Consider the following 23,432-nt stretch of genomic DNA (forward strand, 5'->3'; position numbering starts at 1 on the left):
GGCGAGCGCACCCGCCCGATGGTCGCGGGCACCGGGCCGGGGACCGATGACCCTCACCACACCTTTACCCTCGTAAGCATGCAGTCCTGGTCCGATACCGCCCTCCCCACCGTCCCCGGAGCAGGACCGCCGTTGCGGTTGTACGACACCGCCGACCGTCAGGTACGGCCGGTCACCCCCGGCTCCACCGCGACGATGTACGTCTGCGGCATCACCCCCTACGACGCCACCCACCTCGGGCACGCCGCGACCTACCTGACCTTCGATCTGGTCAACCGCCTGTGGCGCGACGCGGGCCACGACGTGCACTACGTGCAGAACGTCACCGACGTCGACGACCCGTTGTTCGAACGCGCCGCCCGCGACGGCGTGGACTGGCGCGAGCTGGGCGCCGCGGAGACCGATCTGTTCCGCGAGGACATGGCCGCGCTGCGGATCGTGCCGCCGCGCGACTACATCGGCGCCATCGAATCCGTTGACGAGGTCGTGGAATTCGTGCAGAAACTGCTGGCCTCGGGCGCGGCCTACGTCGTCGACGATGCCGAATTCCCCGACGTCTACTTCCGCGCCGACGCCACCGAGCAGTTCGGCTACGAATCCGGCTACGACCGCGCCACCATGGAGCGACTGTTCGCCGAACGCGGCGGCGACCCCGGCCGCCCCGGCAAACGCGACACCATCGACGCGCTGCTGTGGCGCGCGGCGCGTCCGGGCGAGCCGTCCTGGCCCGCCCCGTTCGGCCCGGGACGCCCCGGCTGGCACATCGAGTGTTCGGCGATCGCCTTGAACCGCATCGGCCCGGAATTCGACATCCAGGGCGGCGGCAGCGACCTGATCTACCCCCACCACGAATACTCCGCCGCGCACGCCGAGTCGCTCATCGCCGGGCGCCGCTTCGCCCGCCACTACGTGCACGCCGGCCTGATCGGGCTGGACGGGGAGAAGATGTCGAAATCGCGCGGCAACCTCGTCCTGGTCTCGGCGCTGCGCCGCGACGGCGTCGACCCGGCCGCCATCCGCCTGGGGCTGCTGGCCGGGCACTACCGCCAGGACCGGATGTGGACCGACGCCCTGCTCGAGCAGGCGCGGCGACGTCTGGATCTGTGGCGCGACGCCGCCGCCCGCCCGGCGGGCCCCTCGGCCGCCGACACCGTCGCCCGCGTGCGCCAGCACCTGGCCGACGACCTGGACACCCCTAAGGCGCTCGACGCGCTCGACAGCTGGGCCCGCCGAGCCCTCGACTACGGCGGCCAGGACACCGACGCCCCGGCGCTGATCGCCACCGCCGTCGACGCGCTGCTCGGCATCCGCCTGTAAGAACCGCTCCTCTTGCCCGCATCCCCTCGCCCGTGATGGGGTAGCCGCGTGTGCAAGCTTCCCGGTGCGGGTCTGTTCGGTCCCGGCGGCAAAGTGGCGGCCCTGGCGGCCGGACGACTACGGCCCGCGACCGACCCCGCCGATCCACGCACGATCGCGGCGCGTACCCGGTTCTTCGGCGCCGACACCGTCGACCCCGCCACCGGCGCACCGCGCAGCGACCGGGTCGTGCTGTCGTGGGTCGGCTGCACCACCTACGCCCTGGCCATCGGCGGTTCGGTTTTCCTGCTCGATGCCTGGGTGCCGCGGCTGACCAGCACCGGATACGTCCCGGCCACCCCGCAGCAGTTGGCGGACCTGGCGCCCGCGGCGATCTTCATCGGTCACGGGCACTTCGACCACGCGGGCGACGCGGGCCGCATCGCGCAGGCCACCGGCGCCACCGTGCACGGCACCGCCGAGCACTGCGCGGCGGTCGCCGCGCAGGTCGGCGACCCGGTGTTCCCCACCGTCGCGCACGGTGACGCGCACACCCCGATCGGCACCCGGGAGGACTGCACCGTCGGCGCGGTCGAGGTCACCGTCGTGCGGCATCTGCACTCCGCACGCACCCCACCCGATCCCGCCGGCGGCTCACCACGGTTCTTCCCCCGCCCCGAACCGGGAATCGTGCGCACCCACCCGCCGACGCTCGAAGGCCTGCTGCAAGCGGTGCCGCGGCTGCGTGACGCCGAGGGCGGTGTACTGCTGTACCAGTTCCGGGTACCGGGTCTGTGCCTGGCGTGGCACGACTCGACCGGGCCGCTCACCGAACGCGCACCGCACGTGTTCGACGTCCTGGCCGCGCTACCGGCCACCGACGTGGAGATCGGCGCCGTGCAGGGCTACAACCAGATCAGCAACGGCCTGCGCGATCCCCGCACCTACCTCGAGGCACTGTCGCCGGGACTGTTCGTCCCGTCCCATCACGACAACTGGCTGCCCGGACTCACCGCGAGCGCGGCGACCCACGACGCGCCGCTGCGCGCGGAACTGGACAAGATCCCCGCGGCACGCCGACCGGAACTGCGCGCGTTACACGACCCCGCCGACTACATCCGGCCCCAGCGTCTCACGTTCACGCTGTGACCGCGCACGGCGGCGCCGATACCGGAATCGCCACTCCCGCAAGAACATCGGCGCGGGGGTTCCGGCCCGCATGGCGCGAGCGGCAGCGCGCGACGCGAATCGAATTCTGCTTCGCGCCGCCGCTGCCCGGTCCGCGCCGATCGCACACCGCGCCGATGCGGGTGCCGCATCCGGGCAAGTGTTGCCGCACCGTGTATTTCGGATCGAGCAGCGGCGACCGGGCCTCCTAGGCGGTCAATGCCGCGACGGCAGTGGCGTACATGGTGTTCTTGATCGCGGCGAGGGTGCCGGGATCTTTGGCGCCCAGCGGAGCGAGCAAGGCCACGGCGGTGTCGGTGACCGCTGTTTCGGCGGCGGTGACGTCGACGATGTCGAGGGCCGCGGCGTCGATGCCACCGAAGCGGCGGCCGGTGGTCATCGCGGCGACGGCGCTCTTCGGGGTGAGTTTGGCCTGGATGAGCGCGGCCATGCCGGGGGTGAATCGGATGTGGATGTCGACTTCGGGGAAGCAGAAGTAGCCGCGGTCGGCGCGCATGACGCGGTAGTCGTGGGCGATGGCGAGCATGGCGCCCGCACCGAACGCGTGGCCGGGCAACGCGGCGGCGGTGGGCATGGGCAAGGTCAGTACGCGGGCCAGCAGCGCCTGCACCTGCTCGACGTACCATTCGGCGCGCTCGGCGTGGGCGCCGAGCCAGTCGAGGTCCAGTCCGTTGGAGTAGAACTTGCCGCTCGCGGTGGTGACCAGGCCCTGGGCGCCGTCGGCCACCGCGGTGTCGAGGTGGGCGCCGACCCGGTCCAGGAAGTCCGGGGAGAAACGGTTTTCGTCGCCGCCCAGATCGAGAACGGCGATCTTGTCTTGATAGTCGAGGGTGGGCATTGGTGTTCCTTCCATTGGGGGTCGGTGGTGGGGGATCACAGCGGCGGCGGACCGATGGCGAGTACGGCGCGCACGGCGCTGCGCAGATACTCACGCGCGCGCGGATCAGCCAGCCGGTCACGGCGCAACAGCACGGCGGTGGGCAGATCGACCAGGCACAACGTCATGACGTCGACGGCGTGGCGATCGCCGCGCTGCCACAGCCGGCGTGACAGCCGCACCAGCAGCTCGACCAGGACCGCGTCGGTGGCCGCAAGGTCGGCGGCCACGCTGTCGGGCACCTCGCCCAGCAGCTCCTCGCGCCGCACCGCGAGCAGCAGCCGCGAGGAGTCCGGGTGGCGCTCGGCGAAGACCGCGGGCGCCTCGGCGGCCGCGACCACGGCCTCGACGTCGTCGTCGTGCCGATCCAGCGCCGTGGTGACCAGGGCGGTTTGCAGGTCGAGGAAGCGGCGCGCGGCGCGCAGCCAGGTGCGGCCGAGCAGCTCCGCGCGGGATCCGAAGGTGTGGTAGATCGCGCCGTTGGAGATGCCGGTGGCGGCGGCGACCGCGCGGGTGGTGACCGCGGCGGGGCCGGAGCCGACGGCCAGTGATTCCGCGGCGTCGAGCACGGTGTCGGGGTCGTGGGTGCGGGGGCGGGGCATGCCGACACAATAACAGAGCAGATGCTCTGTTATCGAGCGCGCGGCGGCCGCGGGCGCACCACGTTCGGGCGCTAGATATTTCAGCAGGTAACAGGTACCGAAGAGTCTTCTCGGGATACGCTGCGGTACTTCCCGGGCTCGGTCCGGCCGACGCTACGATGCGGTACTGTTCGGTCCCTCCCCCCTGACCGACCGAAGAGAACGGCGCACGTATGTCACGAGTGGTCACCAAGGAGCAGTACTTCGACACCGGGTTGGAAGTGCTCGCCGAACTCGGCTTCAAGGGTCTCAACATCGGCGTGCTGTGCCGGCGACTCGGCGTCACCAGCGGGTCGTTCTACCACCACTTCGGCAGCTGGCAGGGATTCGTCGACGCCCTGCTCGAGCACTGGGAGAACCGCCAAGTGCGCATCCTGGGCACCATGCCGTTCAACAAGGGCAACCCCGACGACGACATCCGCGCGATGTCCGACCTCGCCGCCGGACTGCACCATGCCGCCGAAGCCGCCATCCGCGCCTGGGCGGCCAACGACGAATCGGTCAACCTCGCCCTCAAACGCGTCGACGAATCCCGCAGGCGCACCGTGCACAAAGCGGTCAAAGGCATCGTCCGCGACGATGACACCGCCGCCGTGGTCACCTCACTGGGCATGGCGATGCTCGTCGGCTACCAGCAGATCGCCGCGGGCGGGGAGAACCTGTCGCTGGACCAACTGCTGGCCGAATACGCGCGCCTGATCTACAGCCACGCCCAGCGCTGACCTTGCTCGGCTAGCCGAGCAGTTCATCGACATAGCACCAACGCCACGCCTCGCCCGGCTCCACACTGCGCATCACCGGATGACCACTGGCCCCGTGATGCTTGGTCGCGTGATTGCCCGGCGAGGAATCGCAGCAGGCCACGTGCCCGCACGACAGGCACATCCGCAGATGCACCCACGCCAGCCCTTCCGCGACGCACTCGGCGCATTCGTCGGGCCCGGCGTGCGCACGCACCAGCGGCGCGTCCCGCAGATGCGCGCACACCTCCTCGGCCACCGGCGCGGCCAACGGTTCCACGCGCTCCTCCTCGGCCTCATCGAAGCGATCGATGATCGACTCCTCCAGATCCAACTGCCCCAGCACATGCTGCAGGATCTGGTAGTCGACCGTGCCCGAATCCCGCACCCGCAACACCGATTCGCGTTCGGCACGCAGCATCGCCAACCGCAGCCGCCGGTACTCCGCGGTGGGCGTCACCAGTTCCGATTCCGCCCGTCCCAGCCGCTCCCACGCCGCATTCGCCTTCCACGAAACGCGATCACGCAACGTCTGCACCACCCCGGGCGGCGTCTCCGCCGTGATCTGCTCGTCGAGCGCGGCCAAACCGGCCGCCGTCGCCTGCTGCAACACATTCGCCTTCTGCAACGCGTCCTCGGCGCGACTGGGCGCACGCAACCGCAGCCACCGCACCAGCCACGGCAGCGACGTCCCCTGCACCAGCAACGTCCCCGCCACCACCACCAGCGCCAGCAGCTTCAGCACGGCCAACAGCGGCGTGTCCTCCGACAGCAGCAACACCGCCGCCAACGTCACCACACCGCGCATCCCCGCCCACGACACCACGACCAGTTCACCGGCCGGCACCGCCGCACCGTTGCCGAGACTGCGCGACACCAGCGAGGAACCGAACACCCAGATCGGCCGCGCCAGCATCGTCACCGCCACCACCGCCAGCGCCGACCACACCAACGTGGCGTGATCGAGATCGCTGTGCCAAGCACCCTCCACGATCCCGCGCACCTGCAACCCGATCAACACGAACACCGCACTCTCCAGAATGAACTGGATCGTCCGCCAATTGATGCGCTCGGCGATCCGCGACGCGGCACTCTGCCAAGCCGGCGCGTTGTGCCCGAGGATCATGCCGCACACCACCACCGCGATCACCCCGGAGGCATGGATGCTCTCGGCGGGCAGATACGCCGCGAACGGCGCCAGGAACGACAGTGTCGTGTCCATCACCGGATCGGTGATGCGCCGCCGCAGCATCGCCAGCAGATACGCCACGGCCACCCCCACCGCCGCGCCGCCACCGGCCGCCAGCAGGAAATCCGCCCCCGCCTCCCACACCGACACCGTGCCCGCCGTCGCCGCCAGCGCGGTCCGCAACGCCACCAGCGCGGTCGCGTCGTTGAACAACGACTCGTCCTCCAGGATCGTCACGATCCGCCGCGGCATCCCGATCCGGCGCGCCACCGCCGTCGCCGCCACCGCGTCCGGTGGAGCCACCACCGCACCCAACGCGACCGCCACCGCGAACGGCACCGGCAACAGCCACCACACCACCAGCGCCACGGCGAACGTCGTGAACAACACCAACCCCACCGACAACAACGCGATCGTGCGCACATTCGCCCGGAAATCCACCAGCGACGTGCGGATCGCAGCGGTATACAGCAAAGGAGGCAGGAAACCGAGCAGAATGATCTCCGGCTCCAGGTGGATCTCCGGCACGAACGGCAGATACGACGCCGCCACACCGCCCACCGTCAGTACCAACGGTTCGGAGACCCCGAACCGGCGCGCCAGCGCCGCCAACGCGGCCGCCGACGCGACGAGAACAACCAAGCCGATCGCGACATGCACGGTGGAATTCTCGCAGAGCGCACGATCGGCAAACCGCCCGCGCGGTAGATGACACGTGCGCGGTCGGCCGAACTACTGTGCCCGGCGCACCCACGCGCCATGCTTGTCGACGACAAGGAGGTAGACATGGAGGAGTTCGCGTCCTGGCGGGCGAACGGACGACGCCACACTCATCGCGGCCACCAGATCTTCTGGCGCGACGGAGGCTCAGGCGCCGACGGGACGCTGGTATGCATCCACGGATTTCCCACCGCCTCGTGGGACTGGCACCGGATCTGGCCCGGTCTGTGCGAACGCTTCGCCCGCGTCATCGCCCCCGACATGATCGGTTTCGGCTGGTCGGCCAAACCCCGCCACTACGACTACCGCATCACCGACCAAGCCGACCTCCACGAGAACCTGCTCCGCGAACAAGGCATCGGCCGATTCCACATCCTCGCCCACGACTACGGCGACACCGTCGCCCAAGAACTCCTGGCACGCGACGCCGAACGCCGCGCGGCAGGCGACGAATCGCTGGTGATCGAATCGGTGTTCCTGCTCAACGGCGGCCTGTTCCCCGAGGCCCACCGCGCGCGGCCGGTGCAGCGACTGCTGGCAGGCCCCCTCGGCCCGCTCGTCGGCGTCCTGGGCACCGAACGCACCTTCCACCGCAGCCTGGCCACCGTGTTCGGGCCCGACACCAAACCCACCGACATCGAACTGCACCAATTCTGGCTGCTGTGGTGCAGCAAACACGGAAAACGCAACGGCCACAAACTCATCCGCTACATGGCCGAACGCCGCAAACAGCGGCAGCGCTGGGTGGGCGCACTGCAACAGGCCCAGATCCCGATCCGGCTCCTCGACGGCGTCACCGACCCCGTCTCCGGCGGCCACATGGCACACCGCTACCGCGAGCTCATCACCGACCCCGACGTGGTGGAACTGCCCCGGATCGGCCACTACCCACAACTGGAAGCACCGGAACAGACCCTCACGGCCCTGCTGGAATTCCACGCCGACCGAGTACACAAGCCCACCGCCTGACTCCCTCCGGCGAACCGTGTTCCGGACCGGCTGCCGGGCCGGTCCGGAACACTATCGTGTAGACGACCGTCGAGGATGGGGCCGCCCCACCCGAAACAGGTTCGCGTGCAAACACTCTCGCGTTCCCACCCGAGCACCGAAGGAGCCGCCGATGCCCGCCGCCGACCTCCACCTGGACACCATCGAACTCGACCGCACCGGGCGAGTACTCACCGCACGCGTCGTCGCACCCCCACTCAACTTCGTCACCCCCGCGGTCGTCCGCGACCTCGACACCCTCACCGCCACGGTAGACACCGACGACACCATCGGCGCGGTCGTGCTCACCGGGGGACTACCCGGCCGCTTCCTCACCCACGCCGACCCCGCCGCCCTCGGCGGCATGATCGACCGGCCACATCCCTTCGTCCCCGCCCGCGCCGCTGCACCGTTCCTGCGCGCCGCCGCGGCCGCGCTCCGCGTCCCCGGCGCGACCGACCTGGTCGAACGCCATGGCGGTGGCCTCGGCGCGGGCCTGGTCTGGGGCCACCGCTGGAAGCGCACCACCTTGCGGATGAACCGCTCCCGCGCCGCCTACCTCGCCGCCATCAACGGACCCGCACTCGGCGGCGGCCACGAGATCGCGCTGGCCTGCGACCTGCGTTACGCCGCCGACGCCGAGCACGTGCGCCTCGGCCAGATCGAGACACTCGCCAACCTCATCCCCGGCGGCGGCGCCACCCAACGCCTCACCCGCCTGCTCGGCGCCGCCAAAGCCATCGAGATCACCCTCGAGGGCACACCCTTCACCGCCCGTGAAGCGCTGCGCCTGGGACTGATCCACCGTCTGCTCCCCGCCGAGGACCTGCTCGCCGAAACCCACGCCACCGCGGCACGGCTGGCCGCCCGCAACCCGATCGCCATCGCCGAACTCAAACGCGCCGTCTACTTCGGCTCCGACAAATCCCTCTCCCGCGGCCTGGACGCCGAACAAGCCGGATTCATCTCCGTCGGCACCACCGCCGCGGCCGCCCGCACCACCAAAGCCTTCTTCGAAGACCTCGACCGTCTCGCCGACACCCCCTTCCTCGCCGACCCGCAACCATGGTTGGACGGCACCCGCGTCGACCAGGTGAGCAAGTGACCGGCCGCGCGGCCGCCGCCCACACCCGCGCGCTGAACCCGGACCGCTACCGGCAGGGGAGGACGAGGCCGACCACGACGCGGTGAACCCATGCGGCAGGTTCACACGAAAGGTCGAACCCTCGTCGCCTTCGCAGGCCTGCTTCCGCCGTATCGCAACGGCGACAGCCTCTTATCGGTCGGCGGCGTGCAGTGGCTTGCGGTGCAGGACCAGCTTGGTGGTGTGCGCCTTGTACGCCTCGGGCGCGTCCTCCCAATCCGCGGTCAGGGTAGTGACCTGCTCGGCGGGGAAGTCCTGCCGGGCAACGAAATCCAGCACTTCCGGCAGGATCGGCCGGACATTCGAGACGCCGATCTTCAGGGTGGCGTCATTGGCGTACATATGCATCAAAGGGACCTTCGTACCGACGGGCAGGTAATAGCCCACCGGCCGGCAGAACCCGCCCGGCGCCAACGACCGCAGCGCGACATCGACACCGGCGGCCGATGAGGTGCCTTCCACAGCGATGTCGTAGTCGCGGCGAGGGATATCAGCGAGCCGGACTCTGCCCTTCGACGCCGTGGCATGCACTCTGGCACCGAGCTTCTCGGCGATCTCGAGCCGCTCGGTCCGGTGATCGACGTAGTCGACCACCTGCGCGCCGTGCCGGACCGCCAGCCCGGCGGCGTACAGGCCGATGCTCTGCGCCGCGCCACCCAGAACGAGGACCTTGCCGTCCGGTCGCACCCGCAGGGCGGGCACCACGCAGCGCCAGGCGTCGGAGAGGTTGTCGCTCGCCGCGGCGACCCGCAGAGGGTCGACACCGGTGGGGATCGGCACCAGCATGTGATCGGCGAAGGGGATACGCAGCAGGTCCGCGACCATGCCACCCCAGGGGCCGCTGGCCGGGCCGAACCCGAACGCGGCCAGGGTCGAGGTGCGTGTGGTGGAGCATTTCGCGGTGAGGCCCAGGCGGCACTCGTGACAGTCTCCGCACGAGACCGCCCAGGGAACCACAACCACGTCACCGCGGCGCAGGGTGGTGATATCCGCGCCGACCTCGATCACCTCGGCGATGCATTCGTGGCCGATACCGAACGGACCCCGGAACGGGACCGGCCCGCAGATGCTGCCCACGACCGGATCGATCAACCCCGCCCGCATACCGAGCTGCATCGCGCGAGACACACGCCGATGGATCGGCAGGGTGTCACCATCACATCGGCCCGCCACGAAGGGACGCACGATCGCATCGCGCGCATCGGTCAGCACGGGTGTGGGCCGGTCCCGCCATTGCAGGTGCCCGGCGCGAACGAGTTGCAGCTCACGCATTCTCGCGCTGCCCCTGCGCCAGTGCGGCCAGCTCCTGGAATTTCACGATGTTCCCGGCAGCGCCCCACGTGCCCTCCGGCTGTTCGCGGATCAGCACCCACACCCGCAGCGCGTCACCCGCGGTGAGACCGGCGGCCGCGAGTATCCGCTCGGTGACCTCCTCGACGAGCCCGGCCTTGCGCCGTTGCGAAAGCCCGCCTTCGGGAACGGTCACCTCCACACGGAACCGCGCCAGGGCGTCCTCCGATGCGGCGAAGCACCCGTCGGCCACCTCCTCGACGCGGCACCACGCTTGCGCACGGAAGAAGGCGGTATCGGGCGCGCCTTCCCACTTCAGCAGGGTTTTCGGCAGCGACTTCATCAGCTCGCCGCGCGCCTGGGCGGTCAGGACTCCGGTGGGCAGGGGCAAGTGGATCATCGGCATCGGCGTTCTCCCTCGTGTCGACCTAATGTCTATAACAGTCGTTATAATCTGTGGACGCTACTATATGACAGATGTCATAGACAAGGAGGAAGCGATGCCGGAATCCCCGGACTCACGCCAAAAGCTCGTGGCCGGAGCGGCCGATATGATCCGGCGACGCGGCCTCAACGCCACCAGCGTGCGCGAATTGGCCAAGCACGCCCACGCACCGCTGGGATCGACGTACCACTACTTCCCTGGCGGCAAGACCCAACTCGCCACCGAAGCGGTCACCTTCGCAGGCGATCTCACCGCGACGCTGCTCGCTCGCGAACTCGAGAACGGACCCGTCCCGGGATTGCGCGCCTTCCTACGGATGTGGCGAAAGCTAGTGGTCGATTCCGACTTCCGAGCCGGATGTCCGGTGCTGGCGGTCGCGATCGAAGACCTCCCCGAAACCGAAGGGGCGCCACACCAAGCAGCGGCCGCCGCCTTCGGCCGATGGACCGACCTGCTGACATCCTCGCTGCGCGAACACGGCGCCGACCCCGCTGATGCCGAACTCACCGCCACGCTGATCGTCACCGCCGTCGAGGGAAGCGTGGCGGTGTGCCGCGCCGAACGCAGCACGCGAGCGCTCGACCGCATCAGCCGAAAGCTCGAACCGATCGTCCAGGACACGATCGCGCGGACGCACGAGGAGAACTGAGCGCGCCGCGATCCACCGGCGTTCGGTACCTCCATCAACCGCAGCCGGTGCAAAATGGCACGACCCGCACCCCTCAAGCAGTCGGCGCGGGCTCACGCTCACTCACGCCGACCTGCTCCCCGGAATCGACCGGCGCCCGAGTCACCGCCACCCAGGTGTTGTTCACCGCCGCCGTCCCCGAGAACGTGTCCGTCAACGCCGGATCGTGCAGCAGGTTCACATTCGCCCCCGGCAACGACGCCGCCACCGTCCACCCGACACCCGGCTCCTGATGCCCCCACCCATGCGGAATCGCCACCGTCCCGACCCGGATATCATCACTGACCTCCACCGGCACCACGATCGACCCGGTCCGCGAACGCACCGTCACCGGCTCACCGTCCCGCAACCCCCGCGCCGCGGCGTCCTGCGGATGCATCAGCGCCGTGCAGCGATCCCGCCCCTTGACCATCGAAGGCACATTGTGCAACCACGAATTGTTGCTGCGCAGATGACGCCGCCCGATCAACTTCAAGTCAAAGCCGTCCACCGGCACGGTCACCGCCTTCCCGCGCTGCGCGTCCGCCAAGACCTCACGCGCCGCCGCCACGAAATCCTCCGGCGCCACCTGCACCTTCCGATCCTTCGTCCCCAGCAACGACCGCAACCTCGGCCGCAACGGCCCCAAATCGATCCCACCCGCCGCCGCACGCGCCTTACCCACGGTCAACCCCTTGCGGCCCCGCCGCAACACCCCGTACGGACCCGCCGCAATTCCGAGCGCAGTGATCCGCATCGGACTCACCCGATCGAACAACCCGTTCAGCACCCGCGCGGTGAACCGACGAGCAGGCAGCGGCACCACCTCGGTGACCAGCCGCGCCATGATCTGCCAATCCTCCAGCCCATCGGCAGGCGGCTCGAACACCCGCGCGTCGAAACGCAAGTTGTTGCGCACACTGAACACCGGGAACAGGATGTTGACGTCCTCCCGCTCCAACGGCGAGATCGGCGGCAGGATGATGTCCGCGTGCCGCGTCGTCTCCGTGATGTACATGTCCACGGCCACATAGAAATCCAGCGAGTCCAGCGCCGCCCCCAGCCGGCCGCGCTGCGGCGTCGACAACACCGGATTGCCCGCATACGTGATCATCGCGCGGATCCGGCCCGGCCCATCGGTCAGCATCTCCTCCGCCAGCGCCGCCACCGGCAACTCCGAACGAAACGACTTGTAGGTCCCGGAACTATCCGTCCACGCCCCGTACCCCACCGGCAGATACTTCGCATACCGCGCCGCATCGATCGGCGGCGTCGCGAACATCTGCCCGCCCGCCCGATCCAGATTGCCCGTCACCGCGTTGATCGTGTTCACCAACCAATGCGTCAACGTGCCGGTCACCTGCTGACACACCCCGATTCGCGCGTACAGCACCGCCGAGGACGCCGCCGCGTGCTCGCGGGCCAACCCGCGAATCGTCTCCGCGTCCACCCCCGCGTACACCGCCATCTGCTCCGGAGACGCCTCGGCCACCAGCGCGCACAACCGCTCCCAGCCGGTGCTCGACGCCCGAATCGCCTTCTCGTCGCAAAGATCCTCGGCGACCAGCACATGCAACATCGCCAGCAGCAGATACACATCCCCGCCCGGCGCCACCGCGACGTGCTGATCGGCCAGCCGCGCCGTCTCGGTCCGCCGCGGGTCGATCACCACGACCTTCCCACCACGCCGCCGCACATCCCGGATCCGCTGCTTCGCATTCGGCATCGTGGTCACCGACCCGTTCGACACCGCCGGATTCGCACCCAGAATCACCAGACGATCGGTGCGATCAATGTCGGTCACCGGCATCAGCACATTCGAGCCGAACATCCGCCACGCGACGAACTCCTGCGGGAACTGATCGATCGACGAGGCCGAGAAGAAATTCCGCGTCATCAGCAATGTCCGCAGCAGCACCGCATACAGCACCGACGAACTATGGGCCGCCGGATTACCGAGATACATGCCGACCGCACTGTTCCCGTGCTCGCGACGCACCTGCCGCAACCGCTGCCCGATCTCCCGGAACGCCTCGTCCCAGCCGATCGGCTCGAATGACGAGCCCACCCGCCGCACCGGCGTACGCAACCGATCCGGGTCATGGTGCAACCCGCCCATCGCCGTCGCCTTCGGGCAGATGTACCCCTTCGACAGCACGTCCTCGGGATTACCCTCGATCCGCGTCACCTGGTCCTCGGAGACCGTGACGAGAATTCCGCAGTGCGCCTCACACAACGTGCACTGCCGGGCGATGGTGGTAGCACTCATGTTCCACAGGCTAACCGGGGACACCACATTCCGTACAGGGCTGTACGTAAGATTGACGCGGGTACACACGCGACCGCTGCGCGCGCGATCCGGGGCTGCGCTGACATCTCCGGGCGCACACCCTACTTTCACCGCCACACAAACCATTTCGGACGTCTACAGACCTCATGATCACGCCGTCCGGTCGGTCGATGACCTCTCGGCTCCGAGCTGAGCGATCAAGGTGAGCATCCGAGACGATTCGCGCCGCCGCGACTCAGCTCCAGGACACCGACGACGACGCGGCCACCGAGAGTCGAGGCGGGGGATCAACCCAGCCCTAACTGTCACTGTGACGATTAGGGCTGCGTTTCAACGGAGGATCGGCAGGGGAGACGAGCTACGCCGTCGGCACCCCGGCGGCTTCACGGGCGACAGGCGCCGGCTTCGTCGCCGCGAATCCCGGCAGGAATCGGTTCACCACGGGAATCATCAGGTGAATCAGCGGGCCGATCCCGAAGGCGTATACCAGCGTTCCGATGCCGACGCTGCCGCCGAGAACGAACCCCGTCGTCAGGACGGTCACCTCGATCGTCGTGCGCACCACCCACACCGATCGCCCGGTTCGCCGCACCAGTCCAGTCATCAGTCCATCGCGCGGCCCCGGACCCATGCCCGCGCCGATGTACAACACACTCGCCACCGCGTTGAGCACGACGGCGGCCCCCATGGCGCCGACCCGCACCGGGAGCAGATCCCACGACGGCAGCCACGCGAGCCCGGCATCGACCGACACGGCGATCACCACGACATTGCTCACCGTGCCCAGGCCGGGCATCTGCCGCAGCGGAATCCAGGCCAGCAGCACCGCGACACCGGTAACCGCCGTGACGGCACCGAAACTGATCGGCACCTGCCGCGCCACGCCTTGATGGAACACATCCCACGGATCCAGTCCGAGCCCCGCCCGGACCATGACGGCCATCGAGAACCCGTACAACCACAACCCGACATACAACGCGATCAACCGACGAACCAGCACCGACTCAGCCTGCCCGCAACTGGACACCACAACCAGAGCCAATCACCGATCACTGGACCTCAAAACAACAACCACCGAAATCAACCGCCACTCCGGAGCAGCCCTCAATTCGTCACTGTGACGTTTATATGCAGCCGGGATATAGACCAGGGGAGGCCACTCTAGGGAAAACCCAAGAATCACCAACCAAGCCAAGAAATGACCGGAAAATTTCCACTAAGCGGACAAACGCGCCAAGGGGGTTCGGCCGCCCGGCAACGAACACCGCCCACCCGAGAGCCCGTAGTCGACCCGACAGCGCCGCGCGGGCAGCGAATGACATGCAGCGGCAACGACGTACCGCGATAAGCCACTCCCACGACCTGCGCCGAAATTGCGCCGATAATCAACATTATGTCAACTAGAGCGTCACCCGGCACCTTCGGACCCCTTCCCTTACCCGAGCGACCCCTACGGCTCGACAGTCAAATGAGACGTATCGGCGAGGCTGAGCATCGCGCGGTTGCGCCAGTAATCGTCGTGCCGCAGATGCGTGATCGCGCCGGGTGCGGTCGAGAACGAGACGAAGCCGACCGCCTCGACCGGCACCATCATCCACGTGGTGACGACGAATGTCAGTGCGTAACCGTGCGTGACGACGATGTGGTCATGGTCCGTGTCGGTCATCAACTCACGCACACACGCCTCCACACGGGTCGCGACCTCACGCCGCGTCTCCGCCCCAGGGATAGGACCGCGATGGTCGAGCCGATCATGATCCGGCGCGGGGACCTGGCGCTGCGCGAGCCACGCGTTCGGCCGACCGCCCGCCTCCCCGAAGCTGATCTCCCGCAGCCGCCGATCCGCCGCAACCGGAACGCCGAGCGCCGCCGCCAGAGTCTGCGCGGTCTCGGTGCACCGAACCAGATCCGACGTCGTGATCCGCACCGGCCGCATCGCTCCGTCACGTCGCCGCACCAGCTCCGCTGCCACAAGGTGGGCATCGCGCCGGCCGCGCGCCGTCAACTCCGAGTCGTACCATCCGCCGACCAGATCATGTTCGGTGTGCTCCGCGTGCGGATGACTGACGACGTACAGGTCCTGCATGCCACTCCCCCTGATTCGATATCCTGCCGCCGAGACGCTGGGCGCGCGCGCCCTCGCCGTCGCCGCCGACGTCACCGTGCGCGCCCAGGCCCTTGCCGACCCACTGTATTGCGGTCGGACCGCATCTCGCATTCCGGTCTCGGCGCCGGACCCAACCCCGAACGTGGTCCGGCGCCGAGATCTTCGAACTCAGGCCAAGACCTCCGCCAGTTCCGCGTGCAGATCGAACAACGCGGGAATCTGATCCGCCGGACGGCGTCCCATACCGCACTCGGTGGCGATGCCGAACGCGGTGACCGCGGAACGGGCGGCTTCGATGCGCTCCAGTGCTCCCGCACGGCCGTCGGTGGCGTGCACCAGGCCCAGGTACAGGTCGGTTTCGGGTGCAAGGACGAGGTCGGCGAGTGGCTTGAAGTAGTCGGCGTCGGTACGTGAGCGTGGGACCGGCAGGTGGAGCCAGTTGACCGGCCGGTCCAGCCCGGCCAGGATCCGGGCGGCGACCGCCGCTAGCCGGCTGGTGTCGGTGGGCTCCGCGAAATGGCGGTGACCGAAATCGCCGTAGCAGAGGTGGTAGCCGAGCGCGACCGCTTCGGGCACCGCGGCGCCCAGCCGGACGAGCCGCTGCCCCACTTCGTCGAGCTGCGTCGGGTAGTCCGACCCGAACCACGAAGGGAAGATCCCCTCGAAGATGGCGAACTCGACTGCGGCATCCCATTGCACCGCGAGGTCTTCGGCCGGGATCGCGGCGACGATAGCGGCGAGTTCGTCGAGCAGACGCGCCTCGTATCTGCGTTCCAACTCCGCCTGCGGTCCCGCAACGAATGCCCCGATCACCGCGATAGGGGTCGGCAAGCTCACCTGGAACCGGATACCCGCCGGAATCGTCCCGTCCTCGCGCAGCTGCCGGAACACCTGCCAGGATTCCAGGGCCGCCTCCGCGTAGCCCAACGGACCGAAGTCGATCGACGCCGCGTCCACGCCGGGCTTGGGCTGCACCCGTTCGCTCGGCCCGTACTCCGGGCTCGGCGGCGGAACGGTTTCCAGGTCGGGATGCGCCTGCATCTTCGGCAGCTGCCACACCACCCAGTTGTCCCGGATCCCGGTCTCACCGTCCGGGATGCGTTTCAAGTGCGGCCCCATCCGCCGCGCCGCTTCCGAGAAGACCGTCCGCGCGTCCGTCAACGGGACACTGCCGCACAGATGAACTCCGCGCCCCTCACCCACCGCAACCTCCTACACATGGCCTACCGCTGATCGAGCCGACCTGCTCGAAACCAGACATTTGCCACATCGATCCCCGAAACTCGGAGCCAGAGCGGGCAATCGATCAGGTCGTACTACGCGATGCAGCGTAGGCGCGCACCGATGGCCCAGATCCCCAGTTCTGGGAAACACTCAGCGATCGGTTCACTGGCGGACACCGGCAAGGCGACTCCCCCTCTCCCCCGGGCGGAACCGAATCGTTCGGCGGCCTTGCCGAACATGCTGTCGGGCAACAAGAATCACGACATGACGGTCGAGCCTCCGGCGGTCACCCTCTACGCCATTCGCCGACCCCGGCATTCACGGGCCGCTCAGGAGGTTGTGTCACATCTGCGAACTACTCATCATGGTCAACGGCCTCCCCGGCTCCGGAAAGTCGACATTGGCCGCGCCCCTGGCACGGGAACTCGGCGCGCACTTGATTTCCAAAGACCTGATCAAGGAGGCGCTGGGTTCCGGGCTCGACGACACCACTGTGCTGCCGAACGTCGGCGCGATCGCGATGGAGGCGGGTTGGGCGCTCGCCGCCGCACTACCCGGCGTGGTCCTGGTCGACTCCTGGTGGTTCAAGCCGCGCGACGCGCGATATGCCGCCACCGGGCTCGCGACCTCCGGCGCAACACGCGCGGTGGAGGTCTGGTGCGCGGTGCCATCCGAGGTTGCCCGTGCGCGATTCCGCGGCCGCACGCGCGCCGATCTCTACCAGGACGACGCGCATCTGGCGCATGATTGGGATCGATGGGCGCGATTGGCCGAACCCCTCGCGCTCGCTCCGGTCGTCACTGTCGACACAACCGCTCCGATCGACTGTCCGGAACTCGCACGCCGGGTGATGGCCGCGGCGACAGTCGCTATCGGCGACGTCCTCTAGCAAGGACATCTGCTATCCGGATTGCCCCGGACTACCGGAGATGCTCCCGGCTCTTTGTTTCTTTTGGATGGTCTGGATTCTTGGGCCCAGGCCCTGATAGGTTTTGCACATATATAGATGCGCATAGGAGCGTACCGCCATCTTTCTTCGCCCCGGTAGAGATGCGAGGCTGATGAAACAGTCAGCGACTGGTCAGCTTCGGCGGCCCCTTGCCACATCTTCGCGCCTGGGCTTCACCAGCGCCGCACCGCACCAGCACTCCCCTAGTTCATCACAGCAGAGGAAAGCCCCCGCACCTGGCTGCTCCCCCGCGCGACAACGGCATTCGCGAACCCATAGCAAGCTGAACTAACGTTCGAATGGTGCTTGGACATTCACATGCGACCAGTGGCGCGTTGGCCTGGTCGGCGGCAGTGGCGACGCTGCCGGTAACGATCTTGACGTTTCCTGCTCTCCAGGATGCGACGGGGCATCTCGGTACCGTCGATCTGTTGCTGGGGGTCTTTCTCACCGCCGGGGCCGCGCTGCTGCCCGATGCGGACCACCCTCAGGGCACGATCTCGCACGCCCTAGGTCCGATCACGCACACTGCGTGCAAGCTGATCTCCTGGGTCTCGGGCGGCCATCGCGGTGCCACCCACTCCTTGGCATTCGTCGCGGCCGTCGCCTACGGCACGTGGGCCGGCGAACACTGGCTCGGACGCTGGTTCACCCTGAGCCTGGTCTTCTTCCTTCTGGCCCTGGCCGTGCGCGCACTGCACCTCTGCCCGTCCGGCAACAACTTCAAGGCTTGGGGTCCGATCGTGGCGCTCGCCTCCGCGGGCACCTTCGCGATGGAGCATTGGATCGCCGACAAGCCGGTCTGGTTGCCGTTCGCGGTGGGGCTGGGCGCGCTGGCCCATCTGATCGGCGACTGCCTCACCGAGCGTGGCTGCCGCCTGTTCTGGCCCTTCGACCTCCGCGTCAGCCTTCCCATCATCGATCGCACCGGGAACAGGGTCGAAACCTTCATCGTGGCACCATTGTTCACGCTCGGCACACTGGCCATCCTCTGGTACACCATCACACACCAGCCCTGATACCTCGGCGCTGCTGTCCAGGCTCCGGCGAAGAAGTCGCGACGAACGCCGGCAGCAGCGCGACTCCGGGTAAACCTGCCTGCTACGCGTAGCCGCCGCCGGATCCGTTTCCTCAGACCCCCTCCCCTCTTTGCTGTTTTGGATGTCTTGGAGCTGGGCGGGGGTGGTAGGAGACACATTGTTAGATGCGCATATCTACGTAAGGGCATATTTTACTTCCAATGCCCACCTTCGCCGAAGTGGGCTCGCCTGCCCGGCATCGTTTCTCCCGGAACTCCGCACTCACGGGGCTACCCTGATGCCATGCTCGCCTCGACCATGCAGCCGCAGCGGTGGACGCCGCCGCCCTCCCCCGCTCGGGCACGTCAAAGCCGCAGTACCCCTCCCCTTCCGGGAGTACGGCGTCTCGAATTGCCCGGCGCCGGACCGGAGGATGTGGCGCTCTCCCCCGACGGCAGGATCATCGCGGGCGTAGCGGGCGGTGCGATTCTCAGCATCGATCCGGCGACCGGAGACGTACGGGAACTCGCCAACACCGGCGGCCGCCCGCTCGGTCTGCATGCCGACGCCGATGGGCGTCTGCTGATCTGCGATTTCGAGCGTGGACTGCTGGAGCTGGACACTTCGGGCACGCTGACCGTACTGGTGGACGAGATCGATGGAGAGCGACTCCGATTCGCCAGCAACGTCGTGCGCGATCCCGACGGCACGATCTACTTCTCCGCGTCGTCGCGCCGGTACTCGCTCGACGAGTACATGGGCGACATCCTGGAGCACTCGGGTACCGGTCGCTTGTTCCGCCGGGATCCCGCGGGCAAGGTGGAAACGCTCATTCACGATCTGCAGTTCGCCAACGGCGTCGTCCTCGCGCCCGATCGTTCCAGTGTCGTCGTCGCGGAGACCGGCGGCTACCGGCTCACGCGCTATTGGCTCACCGGCCCGAAGGCGGGCACGCAGGAACGGTTGATCGAGAATCTGCCGGGTTTCCCCGACAACCTGGGGCTCGGCAGCGACGGCCTGATTTGGATCACCCTCCCTTCGCCGCGAAATCCTCTGCTGGACCGCCTCCTTCCACTTCCGGGCATTCTGCGGCGCATCGTGTGGACGCTGCCGGAGTGGGTGCAGCCGAAGCCGGCGCGGACGGTGTGGGTGATGGCGGTCGATTTCGAGGGTGAGGTCGTGCACGACCTCCAAGTGGAGGGCACCGATTATTCGATGGTGACCGGTGTGGTCGAGCAGGACGGCGTGCTGTATCTGGGCAGCCTCAGTGAGCGGGCGGTGGCCGTGTCGCGAGTGCCGTAGGACTCCTCCGCTCACTTTTTCAGTGCACACTTGTACACTCATGCCATGACGGAAGAGGCGCGCCGACGGCAAGCGGAGGTCAGGGCGCTGGCCCGGCTGGCTGGTGACGAACTCGGTGGAGCGGTCGACGGGATCGCGGCCGTGCACCGCGCGATCGCGCAGCGAGTGTTCGCGGCCGTGCGCTGGGGCGTCGGCCCGGCGGCGGCTCCGGTCGAGCTGATGCACGATGCGATCGCCGAGAGTGTCTATCGTGTGGTCAGCGGATCGGCGGTGGCGGCGGGCATGGTCGCGGAACGGACCGCGGATCTGCCGGGGGCCGCGCCGTCACGCACGGTGTACGGGTCGGGTTTACTCGCGGCGGTGCAGGGATTCATCGGTGACGAGCTCGAGCGGGAGCGACCGATTCTGGCCGGGCCGATGACCTTCCGGATCGACGGTGCTCCCGTACCCGCCGAGCTGGTCGGCGCGCGTGCGCGGCGGCCGGGTGCGCATATCGTGGTTTTCCTGCACGGGTTGGTGGAGACCGAGCATGCGTGGCGGTTGGGCGGCGGACCGACCTATGCCGAGCGATTGGAGTCCGATACCGGCTGTACGGCGCTACAGGTCCGGTACAACAGCGGTCTGCACATCTCCGAGAATGCGGCACAGTTCAGCGAACTGATGCAATGCCTGGTCGAGCGGTGGCCGGTGCCGGTGGAGCGGGTTTCGCTGGTGGGTCATTCGATGGGCGGGCTGGTCGCGCGGGGCGCGTGTTTCGTGGCGAGCGAAGCCGGGGTGCCGTGGGTGCGGCTGGTGCGGCAGGTGGTGTGTCTCGGTTCACCCCATATGGGCGCGCCGCTGGAGCAGTTGGTGCACTACGCGTCGGCGGCGCTGGTGCGGTTGCCGGAGACCCGGCCGTTCGGGCGTCTGTTGCGTCGTCGCAGCGCCGGCATTCGTGATCTTCGGGATGGCTCGTTGGTGGACGAGGATTGGCGGGATCTGGATGCCGACGCGTTGCGTCGCCGGGTGATCCGCGAGGTGCCGCTGCTGATGAGTGCGGAGCACTATTTCGTCACGGCTACCGTCACGCGCAGTCCGCGGCATCCGCTGGGCCGCGTGATCGGTGACGGGCTGGTTCTCGCACCGAGCGGCGGCGGGCGGAACCGGACGCGTCGGATCGGCTTCGACGTGGACAAGGGTATGCATCTCGCGTCGGCGCATCACTTCACGCTGCTCAATCATGATGCGGTCTACCGCGCGCTGCGCGCCTGGTTGGCCTCGGAAGCGGCACTGGTTCCCGGCGAAGTCTCCTGTTGAGCGATCCTCGGGCGGGACAGGGCGCGGCCGTGTCCCGCCCGAGCGTTCAGAGGAGGTCTTCGGGGTCGGCGTCGGCTTCGAGGCGCACGTCTTCGGCGAAGTGGGATTCGGGGTCGGCGTGGTCGGTGTTGGCGGCGTAGAGCAGCAGGCAGCCGCGGATGCCGTCGAGGAGGTCTTCCAGGAGGTCGAGGGCGGGGCGGGCGGGGTCGAGGCGGCTGATGCGGAAGCCGGTGAGCATTGCCTCGCGGGTGTCGGCGTCGACGCCGAAGCGGTGGGCCTGGGTTTCGATTTCGGCGACGCGGGCGACGAGGCTCCACGGGGCCGGGACGCGGCCTTCGTGCACGGCCATCGCTTCGGCGATCAGTTCGAGGACGACTTCGGTGGGGGTATCGCCCGCGGCGAGTCGTTCGAGCACGAGGGTGGGGGTCTCGACTTGGAGTGCTTCGATGTCGTCGGCTTCGGCGACGACATCGGTGGTGGGTACGCTCGCGGCCTCTCCGGCGACTTCGGCGGCGGCGTAGAGCCAGTGCGCGGCGGCGACGGAGGCGGAGGCGGGGTCGAGTTCGGTGAACAGTTCGATGCTGCCGAGCGGGTCGGCGCGCAGGAGTGCGTCGGCGGCGTGGACCTGGGCCGGGGAGACGTCGGGGCGGGACAGTTCGACGGCTTGGCGGGCGCGGGCGGAGAGGTCGCCGCGTTCGGCGGATTCGATGGCTTCTTGTTCGGTGCGTACTTCGGCGGCGATGGTGTCGAGCAGGGTGTCGTCGTCGATGTCGTGCAGGGTGCGTCCGATGCGGTGGGCGGATTCGACGACGCCGCTGTAGGAGACGAGCAGTCCTTCGTCGGTGGGCAGGTGGGGGCTGCGCAGTCCGGTTTCGACTTCTTTGAAGTTCCGGCGTTCTTCGGCGCGGCGCCATGCTTCGCTGTTGGGGACGTCGGGGTCGCCCGCGGCGCTGGCCGGGTGGGTGTAGGTGCGCCATTGGAACCGCGAGAGGGTGGTGAGGTTCGACGCCAGATCGGTTGCCTGGTCCTTGGTCACCTGCGGGGGCAGGGTGGCCACCGTCTGGGCGAGGTCGCCTCGTCCGGTCGCCCAGGTGGCGACGAGGGCGGCGCGGTCGGCGTCGAATGCGTATCTGGTCACTGGGCAAGTCTGGTCGATCGGCGGCGGATGTGCTCGGTCAATTGCTTCGCTCGTGGGAGGTTGTGCGGCGTTTCGCCTGGACGCGCTGGAAGGATGGGGGCATGACTGTCGATCATGGTGCTCCTGGTGACGGGCCTTCGGTGCCGCCGCCGCTGGCTCCGGTGTTGAATCCGGCTCGACCCTCGGCCGCGGAGGAGGCGAGAACCGTTGCGGCGTCGGTGAATACCGCGACGCTGGCGAGCCTGGCGGAGGATGGTTCGCCGTGGGCGTCGTTGGTGACGTATGGGTTGTCCGCGGGGCAGCCGGTGTTGTGTGTGTCGCGGCTGGCCGAGCACGGGCGCAATCTGGCCGCGGACGGGCGGGCGAGCTTGGCGGTGGTGGCGCCGGATCCGCCCGCGGACCCGTTGGCGGGGGCGCGGATCACGCTGTCGGGTGTGGTGGAGCGGCCGGTGGGTGGGGAGGCGGTCGCGGCGAGGGAGGCGTATCTGGGGGCGGTGGCGGCGGGGCGGATGTACATCGACTTCAGCGATTTCTCGTTGTGGGTGTTGCGGGTGCGGCGGGTGCGCTGGGTCGGCGGGTATGGGCGGATGGATTCGGCGAGTGCGGAGGAGTATGCGGCGGCGGAGCCGGATCCGGTGATTCCGGTGGCGGCTCGGGCGGTGGCGCATCTCAATGATGATCATGCCGAGGCGTTGCTGGCGATGGCGCGGCGGTTGGGCGGGTACCCGGATGCCACCGGGGCGAGTTGTGAGCGTGCCGACCGATACGGTTTGGATATGCGGGTGGTGACGCCGCGGGGTGTGGCTCGCACCAGGGTTGGGTTTGCGGAGCGGATCAATGCGGTCGAGGAGTTGCGGGCGGCGACGGTGGAGTTGGCGCGGCGGTCGCGGATGGCGTGAGCGCGGATCGTGACGGTTGCGCGA

Annotated in this window: 21 protein-coding genes; 11 read left to right on the top strand and 10 right to left on the bottom strand. The window is 68.4% G+C overall.

Annotated elements, in window-relative coordinates:
* The first annotated feature begins 78 nt into the window (after positions 1-78).
* A complete protein-coding gene (gene mshC / locus ABZ420_RS20315) occupies positions 79-1,317 on the top strand; it encodes a cysteine--1-D-myo-inosityl 2-amino-2-deoxy-alpha-D-glucopyranoside ligase (protein ID WP_357124793.1) in 1,239 nt (412 codons plus the stop codon).
* A 48-nt stretch (positions 1,318-1,365) separates the two neighbouring features.
* Entirely contained in the window at positions 1,366-2,445 is a 1,080-nt protein-coding gene (locus tag ABZ420_RS20320; RefSeq protein ID WP_357124796.1) for an MBL fold metallo-hydrolase, read from the top strand.
* 226 nt (positions 2,446-2,671) lie between these two features.
* Here ABZ420_RS20320 and ABZ420_RS20325 read toward each other — a convergent pair whose 3' ends face one another.
* Both ABZ420_RS20325 and ABZ420_RS20330 read right to left on the bottom strand, forming a co-directional pair.
* The gene (locus tag ABZ420_RS20325; protein WP_357124798.1) at positions 2,672-3,322 is read right to left on the bottom strand and encodes an enoyl-CoA hydratase-related protein; all 651 of its coding nucleotides are present in this window, start codon (positions 3,320-3,322) and stop codon (positions 2,672-2,674) included.
* A 35-nt stretch (positions 3,323-3,357) separates the two neighbouring features.
* Positions 3,358-3,963, bottom strand: coding sequence for a TetR/AcrR family transcriptional regulator (locus tag ABZ420_RS20330; protein WP_357124801.1), 606 nt, complete (start codon positions 3,961-3,963; stop codon positions 3,358-3,360).
* 212 nt (positions 3,964-4,175) lie between these two features.
* On the opposite strand from ABZ420_RS20330, the gene ABZ420_RS20335 reads away from it, so the two are divergent.
* Complete coding sequence (locus ABZ420_RS20335; RefSeq protein ID WP_357124804.1) at positions 4,176-4,724, top strand: TetR/AcrR family transcriptional regulator; 549 nt, start codon at positions 4,176-4,178, stop codon at positions 4,722-4,724.
* 10 nt (positions 4,725-4,734) lie between these two features.
* Here ABZ420_RS20335 and ABZ420_RS20340 read toward each other — a convergent pair whose 3' ends face one another.
* Positions 4,735-6,591, bottom strand: coding sequence for a Na+/H+ antiporter (locus ABZ420_RS20340; protein WP_357124807.1), 1,857 nt, complete (start codon positions 6,589-6,591; stop codon positions 4,735-4,737).
* Between the two features lie 126 nt (positions 6,592-6,717).
* Between ABZ420_RS20340 and ABZ420_RS20345 the strand changes: the two genes are divergently transcribed.
* Together ABZ420_RS20345 and ABZ420_RS20350 are read left to right on the top strand one after the other, a co-directional pair.
* Positions 6,718-7,620, top strand: coding sequence for an alpha/beta hydrolase (locus ABZ420_RS20345; RefSeq protein ID WP_357124810.1), 903 nt, complete (start codon positions 6,718-6,720; stop codon positions 7,618-7,620).
* Positions 7,621-7,771: 151 nt separating this feature from the next.
* Positions 7,772-8,743, top strand: coding sequence for an enoyl-CoA hydratase/isomerase family protein (locus ABZ420_RS20350; protein WP_357124813.1), 972 nt, complete (start codon positions 7,772-7,774; stop codon positions 8,741-8,743).
* Between the two features lie 171 nt (positions 8,744-8,914).
* Here the strand turns inward: ABZ420_RS20350 and ABZ420_RS20355 are convergent, their stop codons facing one another.
* Entirely contained in the window at positions 8,915-10,054 is a 1,140-nt protein-coding gene (locus ABZ420_RS20355; RefSeq protein ID WP_357124816.1) for an alcohol dehydrogenase catalytic domain-containing protein, read from the bottom strand.
* Complete coding sequence (locus tag ABZ420_RS20360) at positions 10,047-10,478, bottom strand: tautomerase family protein (protein ID WP_357124819.1); 432 nt, start codon at positions 10,476-10,478, stop codon at positions 10,047-10,049. The genes ABZ420_RS20355 and ABZ420_RS20360 overlap by 8 nt, the downstream gene beginning before the upstream one ends.
* A gap of 94 nt (positions 10,479-10,572) precedes the next feature.
* Here ABZ420_RS20360 and ABZ420_RS20365 point away from each other — a divergent pair, with 94 nt between their 5' ends.
* Positions 10,573-11,166 (top strand): TetR family transcriptional regulator, encoded by a 594-nt coding sequence (locus ABZ420_RS20365; protein WP_357124822.1) that lies wholly within the window; start codon positions 10,573-10,575, stop codon positions 11,164-11,166.
* Between the two features lie 73 nt (positions 11,167-11,239).
* On the opposite strand, the gene ABZ420_RS20370 is transcribed toward ABZ420_RS20365, so the two are convergent.
* The 4 genes from ABZ420_RS20370 to ABZ420_RS20385 all read right to left on the bottom strand — a co-directional run bounded on the left by ABZ420_RS20370 (position 11,240) and on the right by ABZ420_RS20385 (position 16,784).
* A complete protein-coding gene (locus ABZ420_RS20370) occupies positions 11,240-13,453 on the bottom strand; it encodes a molybdopterin oxidoreductase family protein (protein ID WP_357124825.1) in 2,214 nt (737 codons plus the stop codon).
* Positions 13,454-13,832: 379 nt separating this feature from the next.
* Positions 13,833-14,474 (bottom strand): hypothetical protein, encoded by a 642-nt coding sequence (locus ABZ420_RS20375; RefSeq protein WP_357124828.1) that lies wholly within the window; start codon positions 14,472-14,474, stop codon positions 13,833-13,835.
* 450 nt (positions 14,475-14,924) lie between these two features.
* Entirely contained in the window at positions 14,925-15,560 is a 636-nt protein-coding gene (locus tag ABZ420_RS20380; RefSeq protein WP_357124831.1) for a histidine phosphatase family protein, read from the bottom strand.
* Positions 15,561-15,749: 189 nt separating this feature from the next.
* Entirely contained in the window at positions 15,750-16,784 is a 1,035-nt protein-coding gene (locus tag ABZ420_RS20385) for a hypothetical protein (RefSeq protein WP_357124834.1), read from the bottom strand.
* A gap of 385 nt (positions 16,785-17,169) precedes the next feature.
* Here ABZ420_RS20385 and ABZ420_RS20390 point away from each other — a divergent pair, with 385 nt between their 5' ends.
* From ABZ420_RS20390 to ABZ420_RS20405, 4 genes are all read left to right on the top strand, one after another.
* Positions 17,170-17,694: an AAA family ATPase gene (locus ABZ420_RS20390; protein WP_357124837.1), complete on the top strand. Its 525-nt coding sequence runs from the start codon at positions 17,170-17,172 to the stop codon at positions 17,692-17,694.
* A 359-nt stretch (positions 17,695-18,053) separates the two neighbouring features.
* On the top strand, positions 18,054-18,773 hold the full coding sequence (locus ABZ420_RS20395; protein WP_357124840.1) for a metal-dependent hydrolase: 720 nt from the start codon (positions 18,054-18,056) through the stop codon (positions 18,771-18,773).
* A 303-nt stretch (positions 18,774-19,076) separates the two neighbouring features.
* Complete coding sequence (locus ABZ420_RS20400) at positions 19,077-20,075, top strand: SMP-30/gluconolactonase/LRE family protein (protein WP_357124843.1); 999 nt, start codon at positions 19,077-19,079, stop codon at positions 20,073-20,075.
* Positions 20,076-20,120: 45 nt separating this feature from the next.
* Positions 20,121-21,371, top strand: a complete 1,251-nt coding sequence (locus ABZ420_RS20405) for an alpha/beta fold hydrolase (protein WP_357124846.1) — start codon at positions 20,121-20,123, stop codon at positions 21,369-21,371.
* A 46-nt stretch (positions 21,372-21,417) separates the two neighbouring features.
* Here ABZ420_RS20405 and ABZ420_RS20410 read toward each other — a convergent pair whose 3' ends face one another.
* A complete protein-coding gene (locus ABZ420_RS20410) occupies positions 21,418-22,509 on the bottom strand; it encodes a hypothetical protein (RefSeq protein ID WP_357124848.1) in 1,092 nt (363 codons plus the stop codon).
* A gap of 101 nt (positions 22,510-22,610) precedes the next feature.
* Between ABZ420_RS20410 and ABZ420_RS20415 the strand changes: the two genes are divergently transcribed.
* Positions 22,611-23,408, top strand: coding sequence for a DUF2470 domain-containing protein (locus tag ABZ420_RS20415; RefSeq protein ID WP_357124851.1), 798 nt, complete (start codon positions 22,611-22,613; stop codon positions 23,406-23,408).
* The last annotated feature ends 24 nt before the right edge of the window (positions 23,409-23,432 follow it).

The sequence above is a fragment of the Nocardia sp. NPDC005745 genome (assembly GCF_040630775.1).
In the GTDB taxonomy this organism is placed as follows: domain Bacteria; phylum Actinomycetota; class Actinomycetes; order Mycobacteriales; family Mycobacteriaceae; genus Nocardia.